Origin of the sequence: Clostridium senegalense (assembly GCF_018916625.1) — a bacterium.
GTDB lineage: Bacteria > Bacillota > Clostridia > Clostridiales > Clostridiaceae > Clostridium_J > Clostridium_J senegalense.
This window is the reverse complement of record NZ_JAHLNC010000001.1, coordinates 630,484-643,889: the sequence shown is the minus strand read 5'-3', so window position 1 is coordinate 643,889 and position 13,406 is coordinate 630,484. Positions and strand designations below refer to the sequence as shown.

The 13,406-nt window shown below is 27.1% G+C and carries 12 protein-coding genes; 10 read left to right on the top strand and 2 right to left on the bottom strand.

The window, feature by feature from the left end; genetic code table 11:
- Window positions 1-61: 61 nt before the first annotated feature.
- Together KQI36_RS03145 and KQI36_RS03140 are read right to left on the bottom strand one after the other, a co-directional pair.
- Entirely contained in the window at window positions 62-658 is a 597-nt protein-coding gene (locus tag KQI36_RS03145; RefSeq protein WP_216449573.1) for a zinc dependent phospholipase C family protein, read from the bottom strand.
- A gap of 195 nt (window positions 659-853) precedes the next feature.
- Entirely contained in the window at window positions 854-2,203 is a 1,350-nt protein-coding gene (locus KQI36_RS03140) for an aminotransferase class V-fold PLP-dependent enzyme (protein ID WP_216449572.1), read from the bottom strand.
- A gap of 315 nt (window positions 2,204-2,518) precedes the next feature.
- On the opposite strand from KQI36_RS03140, the gene KQI36_RS03135 reads away from it, so the two are divergent.
- The 10 genes from KQI36_RS03135 to KQI36_RS03090 all read left to right on the top strand — a co-directional run bounded on the left by KQI36_RS03135 (window position 2,519) and on the right by KQI36_RS03090 (window position 13,348).
- Entirely contained in the window at window positions 2,519-2,962 is a 444-nt protein-coding gene (locus tag KQI36_RS03135; RefSeq protein WP_010292918.1) for an RrF2 family transcriptional regulator, read from the top strand.
- Window positions 2,955-4,145, top strand: a complete 1,191-nt coding sequence (nifS, locus tag KQI36_RS03130) for a cysteine desulfurase NifS (RefSeq protein ID WP_216449571.1) — start codon at window positions 2,955-2,957, stop codon at window positions 4,143-4,145. Before KQI36_RS03135 ends, nifS begins: the two co-directional genes overlap by 8 nt.
- Window positions 4,145-4,579: a Fe-S cluster assembly scaffold protein NifU gene (gene nifU, locus KQI36_RS03125; RefSeq protein ID WP_010292915.1), complete on the top strand. Its 435-nt coding sequence runs from the start codon at window positions 4,145-4,147 to the stop codon at window positions 4,577-4,579. The genes nifS and nifU (KQI36_RS03125) overlap by 1 nt, the downstream gene beginning before the upstream one ends.
- An 11-nt stretch (window positions 4,580-4,590) precedes the next feature.
- Entirely contained in the window at window positions 4,591-5,667 is a 1,077-nt protein-coding gene (gene mnmA, locus KQI36_RS03120; RefSeq protein ID WP_216449570.1) for a tRNA 2-thiouridine(34) synthase MnmA, read from the top strand.
- Between the two features lie 400 nt (window positions 5,668-6,067).
- Complete coding sequence (gene nifU / locus KQI36_RS03115; protein WP_216449569.1) at window positions 6,068-6,478, top strand: Fe-S cluster assembly scaffold protein NifU; 411 nt, start codon at window positions 6,068-6,070, stop codon at window positions 6,476-6,478.
- A gap of 121 nt (window positions 6,479-6,599) precedes the next feature.
- Entirely contained in the window at window positions 6,600-8,609 is a 2,010-nt protein-coding gene (locus tag KQI36_RS03110; RefSeq protein WP_216449568.1) for an ATP-binding protein, read from the top strand.
- Window positions 8,599-9,933, top strand: a complete 1,335-nt coding sequence (locus KQI36_RS03105) for a sigma-54-dependent transcriptional regulator (protein WP_244991460.1) — start codon at window positions 8,599-8,601, stop codon at window positions 9,931-9,933. The genes KQI36_RS03110 and KQI36_RS03105 overlap by 11 nt, the downstream gene beginning before the upstream one ends.
- Window positions 9,934-10,301: 368 nt before the next feature.
- Entirely contained in the window at window positions 10,302-11,645 is a 1,344-nt protein-coding gene (locus KQI36_RS03100; RefSeq protein ID WP_216449567.1) for a sodium-dependent transporter, read from the top strand.
- A gap of 150 nt (window positions 11,646-11,795) precedes the next feature.
- Entirely contained in the window at window positions 11,796-12,296 is a 501-nt protein-coding gene (locus KQI36_RS03095) for a PRC-barrel domain-containing protein (RefSeq protein WP_216449566.1), read from the top strand.
- 17 nt (window positions 12,297-12,313) lie between these two features.
- Window positions 12,314-13,348, top strand: coding sequence for an AI-2E family transporter (locus tag KQI36_RS03090; protein WP_425321718.1), 1,035 nt, complete (start codon window positions 12,314-12,316; stop codon window positions 13,346-13,348).
- Window positions 13,349-13,406 lie beyond the last annotated feature (58 nt).

Below are 13,406 nucleotides of genomic sequence, written 5' to 3'. Positions count from 1 at the left end.
ATGGTACGTAATATTAAGAAGCTATGAAATTTTAATGGATATTAAAGTTTCATAGCTTCTTTTATGCATTTTTAAATAACATTTTTTTTTGTCTACAGTGAGCCAAATACACTCTAAATAAACTTTCTGTAGTTAAAAGACATGCCCGTAAAGCGTATGTTACATCTTTTTCATGATTACTTAATGTATTATCATTTAAATATTTATCATGAAGTGAAAATATTTCAGTTAAAATGTCCTTTGGACAATTAAATAATTCATAGGGTTCTAATATTAAGTTATTTAAAATGCTATTTATATTTTTGTTTATAAAAAACACTTGGTTTTGTTCATATATATGATGGTCTGGACGATTTCCGTCGTAGTGCTCATTGTGAGGATAACAAAAATAATCACATATAAAGTGGCAAATACTACCTAGTTCTATCATAAAATTACTATAAGTTATGTCATTGTCTATATTAGAATATATATTATTAATTAAAGTATTAAGATGTGTTACACAGTGATGGTTCACATGATATTTCATATTCTTTTTTTTAACATCCGGTCGTATATTACCATATAAAAATGAAACAGGTTTAATAATAATATCAAGTCGTTCTTCTAATATAGGTTGGATTTTATGACCAATTGTCAAATGTGCAATAATATTCATATAAATTACCTCTTTAATTTCTTAAGTATACTTGTGTATTTTAAATGTTAAATTAAAATACTAATTAATATTTATTTTATCCACTACAATTAAAATTATATATTATCCATTAAAAAAATCACTATTAAAAATTGGAAATTTAATTTTTTTAATAGACTGTTTTAAATTAATAATTTAAAACAGTCCTTTTCATAATTATTTAATTAATATAGAGCTATCTATATTTGAGTATTTAGATATATAATAAGATCTATTTAAAGCAATTTTTTCAAGTGCATATAATAAAACATTTATTTCTTCTATAGTATTATACATTCCAAAACTTACACGAAGAGTTCCAGGATAGGTTTCTTTAGGTAAGGGAATAAAACTTCTGCTTTGTTCTGGAGAAATATGCAAAAGTCTTTGCATATAAGGTTGGGCACAAAAACAGCCACTTCTTACTGCAATTCCAAATTCTAAAGAAAGAGCTTTAGCAACTATATTATGATGAACTCCTTCTATATTAAAAGGGATTATACTAACTTTATTATTAAAATTCAAATAATCTCCATAAATAATCAAATTAGGTATAGAAATCATATTTACAGTAGCATATTTTGTTAAATGTTTTTCATAACTTTCAATGTTCTTCATGCCTAATTTAGAAAATTCATCTACTGCAGAAACCATAGCTAATGCTCCTATTACATTTGGTGTTCCAGCCTCATGCCTATCTGGAGAATCAGCCCATTTAATATAGTCATGCATAACAAAATCTATAGTCCCACCACCAACGTGATCTGGATTACAGTTTGCAAATATATCTTTAGGTCCTAAAAGTGCACCACATCCAAATGGAGCATAGAATTTATGACCGGAAAATGCAATGAAATCTATATGGTTTAAATCATAAAATGGTTTTAAATCTATAGGTGCGTGTGGAGCTAATTGTGCACAATCAACTAAAATTTTTGCATCATAGCTATGAGCAAGCTGTGCTATTTCATAAATTGGTGTTTTATGCCCAGTTACATTTGAAGCTCCAGTTACTGTAACAAGTTTAACCCTACCTTCATATAAATTCAATTTTTTTTCTAAATCATCTATTAATAAATTTCCATTAGTATCTATATTAATATAGTCTATATTATACCATTTACGCCAAGGCAAATCGTTAGAATGATGTTCCATTACAGATGATAGTATAACATCTTTTTCAGGTTTATAATCCATTAAAATATAGGCTAATTTGTTTATAGATTCTGTGCAATTTTTTACAAAAATTACATCCATATATTCTTCGTCATAGTTAAAAAAATTTCCTATAGCTCGTCGATTTTCTTCATACAATATAGTGGAAAGTTGAGATTTATAACCATTTCCACGGTGTATTGATGAATATTGAGGACAAAAGGTAATTATATCATTTATTACCCTTTTTAGAGGTGGCGTAGTTGCTGCATTATCGAAATTTACATATTTCACTAATTTGCCATTCAATAGAGGTATATTTGAGTTAACACCAACTACTAAATCTCTGTAAGGGCTATAGTTATTACTCATAAAACACCTCCAAAATTAGGTAGTTTAAAAGGTACTACCTATATAGATATAATATTAAACTTTTTTGTAAATGGTACATATAAATGATATGAATATTGGTAGAACATAAATAAAAAGTTAATTTATTTTTAAAAAATTAAAGTTTATATTTTGTAAAATATAACTATGGACTAATTAATTATTAAAAATACTAACAAATTAACTATAAATATTTAAAATTTTTATAGAAAATATGATAAAATTATTGTTGACAGTATTACTCTGATTTGGTATTATCAAAGTGTAGTAAAACACTCAACATTAAGGAGTGATAAAATGAAATTATCAACAAAAGGACGTTACGGAGTTAAGGCTATGGTTGACTTAGCTATTAATTACGGAAAAAATCCTGTTTCTATAAAAGTTATTTCTCAAAGACAAAATATTTCAGAATATTATTTAGAACAGCTTTTTTCTACACTAAGAAAATCAGGACTTATAAAAAGTATAAGGGGTGCAGCTGGAGGATATGTTTTAGCTAAATCTCCAGAAAAAATAACAATTTATGATATATTAGAGGTTTTAGAAGGCCCAATAGAAATATCAACCTGCTTAGATAGTGATTGTTGTGACAATATTGATTGTTGTGCAACAAGAATAGTGTGGAAAAAAATAAAAGAAAGTATAGATAGTGTTACAACATCTATAACTCTTCAGGATATAGTAGACGATTATAAAAATATTTTAACTATTAAAGGAGTGACAGTTCAAAATGAATAAAAAAGTTGTTTATATGGATTATGCAGCTACTACTTACACTAAACCAGAAGTTTTAGAAGAAATGATTCCTTATTTTAATCAATATTTTGGGAATCCATCTTCAATATACTCTATATCAAGAGAAACAAAAAAAGCAATAGATATAGCAAGAGATAGAGTTGCTAAAGCACTTAATGCAGATAGAAGTGAAATATACTTTACAGGTGGCGGATCAGAAGCGGATAACTGGGCTTTAAAAGGAATAGCTTTTGCGCATAAAGAAAAAGGAAACCACATAATAACTACTAAAATAGAACATCATGCAATACTACACACTTGTGAGTATTTAGAAAAATATCATGGATTTGAAATTACATATTTAGATGTAAATGAAGAAGGTATAATAAGCCTTGAAGATTTAGAAAATGCAATAACTGATAAAACTATATTAGTAAGTATTATGTTTGGAAACAATGAGATAGGAACTATTCAACCAATAAAAGAAATAGGTTCTATATGTAAGGAAAAGAAAGTATTTTTCCACACAGATGCGGTGCAAGCTGTAGGAAATGTAGCTATTGATGTTAAAGATATGAATATAGATATGCTATCATTAGCAGGACATAAAATATATGGACCTAAAGGTGTAGGGGCACTATATATAAGAAAAGGAATAAAAATTCACAATCTAGTACATGGCGGTGGACAAGAAAAAGCAAGACGTGCAGGAACAGAAAATGTAGCAGGAATAGTAGGACTTGGAAAAGCAATAGAACTTGCTAGTGATAATCTAGATGCACATAATAGAAGATTAGTTGAATTAAGAGATAAATTAATAAATGGTTTGCTTAAAATACCTTATACAAAATTAAATGGACCAACTGGAGAAAAAAGGTTGCCAGGAAATGTTAATGTTTGCTTTAAATTCATAGAAGGAGAATCTATACTTTTAATGCTTGACGCTATGGGAATATGTGCATCAAGTGGTAGTGCTTGTACATCAGGATCATTAGATCCATCTCATGTATTATTAGCTATAGGACTTCCACATGAAATAGCACATGGTTCATTAAGATTAAGCATAGGTGATGGAACAACAGAAGAAGATGTAGATTACGTTTTAGAAAAAGTTCCAACAATAGTGCAAAGATTAAGAGATATGTCACCATTATACGATGAGTTTATAAAAGGAGATGAAAAATAATGATATACAGCGAAAAAGTAATGGATCATTTTACCAATCCAAGAAATGTAGGAGAAATAGAAAATGCTAGTGGCGTAGGAGAAGTTGGAAACGCTAAATGTGGAGATATAATGAGAGTTTATCTTAAAATAGAAGATAATATAGTTGTTGATGCAAAATTCAAAACTTTTGGTTGTGGATCTGCAATAGCTTCATCAAGTATGGCTACGGAACTTATAAAAGGAAAATCAGTAGACGAAGCATGGGAGCTTTCTAACAAAGCTGTAGCGGAAGCATTAGATGGACTTCCACCTATAAAAATGCACTGTTCAGTACTTGCAGAAGAAGCAATTCACAAAGCAATAAATGATTATAGAGTTAAACAAGGTTTACAGCCATGGGATTTTAAAGAGACAGATCATGATGCATTACATGATGTGGTTCATGGAGAATAGGTGAATATATAATGAAAAAAAAAGTTGTCATAGGAATGAGTGGAGGCGTAGATAGCTCAGTTGCAGCATATTTATTAAAAGAGCAGGGGTACGACGTTATAGGAATAATGATGAAATTATCACCAGATGATCCAGATTACGCAGAAAATGAAGGTGGATGCTGTTCGCTTTCAGCAGTGTTGGATGCTAGAAGGGTTGCAGATAAATTAGATATTCCTTTTTATGTTATGAACTTTAAGCAACCATTTAAGAACTATGTAATAGACAATTTCGTAGATGAGTATTTTAATGGGAGAACTCCTAATCCATGTATAATGTGTAATAAACATATAAAATTTGAGGAGCTTTTAAGAAAAGCTATATCTATAGGGGCAGATTATGTTGCTACAGGTCATTATGCATCTATAGAGAAAAAGGATGGAAGATATCTTTTAAGAAAATCTGAAGATGATAGGAAAGATCAAACTTATGCATTATATAATCTAACACAAGAACAATTAGAGCATACTTTAATGCCTTGTGGACAATATGCTAAGACTGAGATAAGAGAAATTGCAGAGAAAATTGGACTTGAAGTGTTTAGAAAAAAAGATTCTCAAGAAATATGTTTTATACCAGACAATAACCATGGAAATTATATAGAAAAGAAAAGTGGTAGAAAAGTAAAACCAGGAAAATTTGTGGATAAAAGCGGTAAAGTTTTAGGTGATCACAAAGGAATAGTTTACTATACTATAGGTCAAAGAAAAGGACTAGGTATAGCACTTGGAAAACCAGTTTTTGTAATTGATATTATTCCAGAAAAAAATCAAGTAGTATTAGGCGATGAACAAGATATATTTAGAAATACGTTGATAGCTAAAGATGTTAATTTAATACCATTTGATGAAATTGATGGGGAAATTGAAGTTACAGCTAAGGTTAGATATTCAGCAAAACCGGCTAAAGCAAAATTAAGTCAAGTTGGAGTTAATAAAGTAAAATTAGTATTTGAAGAAAACCAAAGAGCAATAACAAAAGGTCAATCAGTAGTATTTTATGATGGAAATTATGTTGTTGGTGGCGGTGTAATAGAAACAGTACTATAAGCATATAAAAGCCTTCATGAAAATGGAGGTTTTTTATTATATCATAATTATAAGTAAAATCTAAAGGACAAAAAATGAATGAAATATTAAATTAAGGAAAAATATATAGTGGTTATAAAAGATAATGTACATATCCGTGATAGTAAAATAGTTCCAAATAATAAATAAAGAACACAATACTATTAAAATATGTAAAGATAAAGCAAAGTATATTTTCTAAAAATTTTACCAATTAGATTGTTTTTAATGTTATAATTAATAATATAATAAATTAAATATTAATATTTAATTTATGTAAACATATATATTTTTTTCTTATCATGAACGATTTTCACTTGAAGATGGTAGTAGTTTAAATGCCATTTTATAAACATACAGGGTATTTACAGGAGATGATTTTATGGATTATAGTGATAAAGTTTTAGAACATTTTTATTCTCCAAGAAATGTAGGAACGATGCCAGATGCTGATGGAATTGGTGAAGCTGGTGATGCTAACTGTGGAGATATAATGAAGATTTATATAAAAGTAGAAAATAATATAATAGAAAAAGTTAAATTTATGACTTTTGGATGTGGTTCAGCTATTGCATCATCTAGCATAGCAACAGAACTAATAAAAGGTAAAACTTTAGAAGATGCTTGGAGTCTTACTAATAAATCAGTTATAGAAGCATTAGATGGTTTACCATCAGAAAAAATTCATTGCTCTGTGCTTGCAGAGCAAACTATACACAAAGCTATTAATGATTATAGAGAACGCAATAATCTACCTAAATGGGAAGATAGATGGGAAGAAGATAAAAGATAAAATTCATGGGATATCCATGGATTTTATTTTTATATAGATAGGGGATGAAAAATTTATTCAAAAAAGTTAGAATATTCAGTTTGTTAATGAAAATTTAAATCTATATAAGGTTGGGGATTGAATGAAAAAAAGAATAATGTTAATAAGAGGGGGCATCTTTTCAATAATTATCGCCATTTTACTTTTTAATATATATATATTTTATATTTATAATGTTGATTTAATTACTTATATTAAAAAATCCCAAGATATATCAGCAGAAGAGCATAGGTGGTTAAATAATCATGGAAAAATAATTTATGCATCAGATCAAAATGCTCCGCCGCTTGCATTTAAAAGTTATAATGGACAATACAAAGGAATATTAGTTGATTTTATGAATGCGTTATCCATAGAAATAGGTCAAGAAGTTGATTTTAGAATTGATGATAGATGGAAAAAATCTTTAGATAACATATTAACTAAACAAATAGATTGTTATGGAATTATACCATCTGATGATAGAAGTGATTACTTTCTCTTTTCAGATCCCATATATATTATAAAAGGAAATATAGTAAAACCTAAAAAATACACAAATATAAAAAATTATAAAAATTTAAAACCATATAAAATAGCAGTTCCAAAAGGAGATTATTCACTAGAATTTTTAAAAGAAAATTTGCAAGATGGGAAATTTATTTTAACAGAAGATGTTAGTGAAGCTTTAGATTTAGTACAGGAAGGGAAAGCTGATGTGGCTATAGGTGATGAGCCAGTTATAAAGTATTATATGGAAAGTAAAGGTTTAAATAGGAATTATGAAACTTTAGAAGAAAGTGTATATGAAAAGCCTATTGTTATAGCAGTACCAAGAGGGGAAAAAAAATTAATTAATATATTAAATAAGGGCATATTTTCATTAAGAAAAAAAGAAACCTTTAGTAGCATAAAAGAGAAATGGTATAAAGATGATTTAAGACTTATTGGAGAAAGTAAAAATAGTAGATTAACTGGCATAACCTTAGTAGCCATTTTTATTTTATTAATATTAACTTACATTATATATATATGGACCAATCTATTAAAAGAAAAGGTGAAATCAAGCACTAAAGAATTAATGGAAAGTAAGAATACTTTAAACAATACTCTAGATAGTATAACTGATATGGTAATTGTGGTAACAAAAGATTATTCAATAACTCATGCTAATAATGCATTTTATGAATTTTTAAAAAAGGATGGGTATTTTAGAAGGTTTAAAGTAAGCATATTTAGTGAGATTATAGAAGAGACTTTTAGTGAAAATTTTGAACTCAGAAAGGAATATATAATAAATGAAAGAACTTTAAGAGTAAATACATTTCCATTTAAAGATAATAGCGAAATTTTACAGAAAATTGTTATTGTTATAAAAGATATAACAAAAGAAAAAATTATAGAGAAAGATATGATTCAAACTAATAAAATGGCAGCAATAGGAGAGTTAGCAGCAGGAATTGCCCATGAAATAAGAAATCCATTGGGCATAATAAGAAATTATTGCTACTTATTAAAAGATAGAACTAATACTTATAATGAGAATAAAGAGTATGTTTTATCAATTGAAAATAATATAGGTAGAGCAACAAAAATTATTGGAAATCTATTGAATTTTGCACGAATATCTAATGAAGAATTAAAAATGACTAATATAAAAGAATTTATTGATAATATTTTATTATTAGAAAATAAATCTTTAGAAAAGGAAGAAATAGAGGTTATAGTAGAATGTGATGAAAATTTAAGTTTTAAGTTATACAAAGAATCATTAAATCATATATTTTTAAATTTAATTTCAAATAGTATAGATGCTATAAGAAGTGTAGAGCGAAATGGTAAAATCATTATAACGGCTATGGTAAAAAATAATATATTATATTTTAAAATTTATGATAATGGTTGTGGTATTAAAGAGGAAAAACTGACTAAAATATTTAACCCTTTTTATACAAGTAAGCCAATAGGTAAAGGTACAGGCTTGGGATTATATATAACTTACAATGAAGTTGAAAAATGTGGAGGGAATATAAGAGTAGAGAGTGTATTTGGGAAAGAAACTTCTTTTTACTTAAATTTTTCTTTATTGGAGGAATGGGAAAATGAGTTATAAGATGGATATTTTATTGGTTGATGATGAAAAGGAATATACGACTATATTAAAAAAAATAATAGAAAAGAAAGGTTATAATGTAGAAACTGCTTCTAGTGGAAAAGAAGCTATTGAAAAAATAAAAAAGTTTAGATTTAACTTAGTACTATCAGATTTAATAATGGATGGAATGGATGGCATAGAATTATTAACTAGAATAAAAGAAATAAGTAGTAATATAGAAGTTATATTAGTTACAGGATACGGCAGCATACAAAATGCAGTAGAGGCTATGAAAAAGGGAGCATTTTCATATTTTATTAAAGGAGATTCACCAGAAGTTCTTATAGATGAAATAAAAAAGGTAGAAGAAATGGTGGAGTTAAGGTGTGCTTTTGATAAAAGTAGTGAATTTGTCTTAAAGACTAATAATAAAGAATTTAGTCAAGCAATAGATATAGCTAAGAAAGCAGCAGAAAGTAATATAAATATATTGATTTTAGGAGAATCAGGAGTAGGAAAAGACGTTTTTGCGAATTATATACATCAATATAGTGATAGAAAAGAAGAAAATTTTGTAGCAGTAAATTGCTGTGCATTTTCTGATACGCTTTTAGAATCAGAATTATTTGGACATGAAAAAGGAGCTTTTACAGGAGCTATAGAAAAAAGAGTAGGAAGATTTGAACTTGCTAATAATGGAACTTTGTTTTTAGATGAAATAGGAGATACATCCTTAGATGTTCAGGTAAAGCTTTTAAGGGTTTTAGAAAATAAGACTATACAAAGAATTGGCAGTAATAAAGAAATAGAAGTTGATTTTAGATTAATTTGTGCAACGAATAAGAATTTATATGATGAAATAAAAAAAGGAACATTTAGAGAAGACTTTTTTTATAGAATAAGTAGTATAGTGATAGAAATACCACCTTTAAGAAATAGAGTTGAAGATAAAGAGATGTTAATAAATTTTTTCTTAAATCAATGTGAAATAGAATTTAACAAAAAAATAGAATATATAGATGATGACGCTAAAAAGTTTTTAATGACTTATGAATATCCAGGAAATTTAAGAGAAATGAAAAATATTATAAGAAGATTAGTTGTTTTGGCGGAAAATGGAATGATTACTTCTAAGTATTTACCAAATCAAAACATATCTAATATATACGATGATGACGTAGATGAAATAAGACCATTGAGAGAAATACGAAGAGAATTCGAAAGTGAATATATAGATAAGGTTTTAGTACAATGCAATGAAAATATTTCAGAAGCGGCACGAAGACTAGAAATAAGTAGAAGGCAACTAAGTAATAAAATAAATGATTTTCAAATTAGGTAATAAATTTTCAATTGGGAAAAAAATTTCATAGTGATTAGGAAATTTTTTTCCATAATATAAAATAGAGCATTGTTTTATAAATGCTCTATTTTTTTATGCTTTTATTATATATAGCATTAATTGATGATAGATTTAGTAAACAGGCAAAAAAAAGAGTGTAAAGAGAATAAGCATTATTTTTTATAAAGTTTTAAAGACATATAGGTGTTAAAAGCAAATTATGATCTTTTATATAAAGACCAGTATATTTGGCATGATAATTGCTTTAATTATATAGTATATAAGAATATAAAATATAAAAATTGTTTTATTATATACATCTTAAATCTTTATAGTCATATTATTTTAGTAAAGAGGTGGGGTTATTTATGGATAAGAAGAGAGAAAATTGGGGAAGTAGGTTTGGATTTATAATGGCCACGGCAGGTTTTGCCATAGGTCTAGGAGCCGTATGGAGGTTCCCATATATGGTTGGAGTCAACGGAGGGGGCGCATTTTTATTAGTTTATATTTTAATATCAGCAATAATAGGTATTCCATTATTTATAGCAGAAATGGGACTTGGTAGAAGAACACAACTTAATCCAATAAGTGGTATGAGAAAATTAGAAAAAAAGGGAAGCATATGGGTAGCAATAGGATGGCTTGGTGTAGCAGCAGCAACAATAATAATGTCATATTATACAATGCTTATAGGTTGGATGCTTGCTTATTTTATAAAAATGTTAACAGGACAATTTTCAGGAACTACAGCTGAAGAAATAATGACAATATATACGTCCTTTACATCAAATCCTATAGAAGTTATGATATATACAGTAATTATGATTATAATACTTGGAATTATAGTTAATAAAGGATTAAAAAATGGTATTGAAAGTTGTTGTAAGTATTTAATGCCAGCACTATTTGTTCTTTTAATTGGACTTGCAATAAAGTCTTTAACATTACCAGGTGCTATAGAAGGTGTTAAATGGTATCTTACACCAGACTTTTCTAAAATTGATGGTGGAGTAATACTTGCAGCGTTAAGTCAGGCATTTTTCGCTATAGGAATAGGATTTGCAGGTTCCTTTGTATATGGAAGCTATTTAGATAAAAATAATAGTAACTTGCCAAGTGATGCAACTATAATAATAATTGTAAATACATTAATAGCAATAGTTGCAGGACTTGTAATATTTCCAGCTATATTTTCATTTGGGCTATCTCCAACAGAAGGGCCAGGTTTGACATTTATAACTATGCCAAATTTATTTTCAAAAATGGCAGGAGGAAGATTTTTCGGAGCAGCGTTTTTCTTCTTGGTTATAATTGCAGGGATAACATCAGGTATAGGTTTTTTAGAAGCTATAACTTGTACAGCTTCGGAGGTTTTTAAGGTAGATAGAAAAAAAGCGGTTTGGATTATCTTAGGAATCATATTTATTCTTTCTATTCCATGTATATTATCACAAGGTCCATGGTCAGGAATTAAAATATTAGGCAAAAATTTCTTTGACTTAGCAGATTATGTTTCAGGCAGTATATTAATGCCATTAGGTGCATTATTAATGTCATTATATATTGCGTTAAAGTGGACATTTAAAGGATATATGGATGATTGTAATACAGGTGCAGGAAAGTTTAGGGTACAAAGTTGGTGGAAACCTATAGTTGTAGTTTTGATTCCTATAACAGTAATTATTATAATGGTAACTGGATTAATTTAAAATATATTAGAAATGTATTAGAATATTAAAAAGAGTTATTGCAAAACCAGCTGAACAAGTTCAGTTGATGGAGCAATAGCTCTTTTTATATTTATTAAAAGAATATATTTTAAAAAAATATGGAAACAATATAGAAGAGGTGGTGAGATTTTGTATAAAAGTAGTGACTTTATTTACATGGATGTAGTTAATATAGAAGGAGAAACCTTAGGGTATATTAATGATATTCTTATAAATTTTCATAAAAAACAGATTTTAGGTTTTTCTGTAACCCCTTATAAATTATTAAGAAAAAATTTTAATGTATTAAAAGAAGATATAATTTATCATAATAAAAATATGGTTGTAAAAAGTATTAACAAAGGTAAATATTTAAAATTTAGTGATATAAAAAAAATATATGTTATAAATAAAAATTCAGAGGTTATAGGAATAGTTAAGGATATAATTTTTGAAGAAAAAGAGTTTAAACTAAAAGGCATAGTAGTTGCAAAAAATATTTCCAGTTTACTTAAAGAAAGAAATATATTTATTGCAAAGGAAATGATTTTAGGGGAAAAAAATATGTTTTACATAGGAGAAAATAAAAAATTTCAACTAGTATGTGTTCCCGGTACTAAAAAAAATATAAAGAAATTTTGCAGTATATAAAATTAAAGTAGAGGTTGATGAATTTGAAAAAAATAAATAAAGATAAAATCATTAATGTAAGCTTTATGATTTTTATACTATTTGGTATATACTTCATATTAAAGAAGTTTCCTATATTTTTAGATTTAATAATGGTAGTATTACTTTCGTTTATAATTTCATATAGTTTAAGACCATATTATAAGTTTTTAATAAAAAAAGGAATGAATTCTAGGTTAAGTGCGTTAGTAGTAATTTTAAGTATCATATTAGGAATAATAATTATTTTTACAATATTAATTCCTTCTATATTTAACGAAAGTGAAAATTTAAATGAATTATTAATAACTATAGAAGAGTATATAAATAAGTTTAAAAATTTAAAAATACCTATGGGAAATAATGAATATATAGCAAATTTTATGACTGTAGTATATGAAAAGGTTCAACTGCTTTTTAATGAATTGGCAAATAGTGCAGTAGAAAAAATAATACAATTAGGTGAAAATATATTACTATTTTTAATAGTCCCTACAGTAATTTATTTTTTCTTATGTGATGATAACCTTATTTTAAGTGGATTATTAAAGTTTATACCTAATAGTGAACGACCAGCATTAAGAAAAACACTGCTTCATATTGATAAAGTGTTAGAAAGATATATAATAACACAATTTGAATTATGTGGAATAATAGGTGTATTAACATTTTTTTCATTAGCATTTTTAAAGGTGAAATTTCCTGTATTATTATCAGTAATTAATGCAATTTTTAATATCATACCATATTTCGGACCTGTTATAGGTGCAGTACCAATAATTATATTATCTAGTATGACATCTATAAGAACTGCAGTATATGTTTCTATTGTATTAGCCATAATACAACAGATAGAAGGTGATATAATAGGCCCTAAAATAATAGGGGACAGTGTTAATGCTCACCCATTAACTATACTTATATTACTTTTGATAGGTGGAAATATTGGGGGAATAATTGGTATGATAATAGTTATTCCTATTTGGGTAACAATTAAAGTGATATATGAAGATATTGAGGCATATTTATTTTAATATTATGATTTGTAGATTTAAATGAAGCATTGCAATTTAAAATTCATAAATTTGGCAT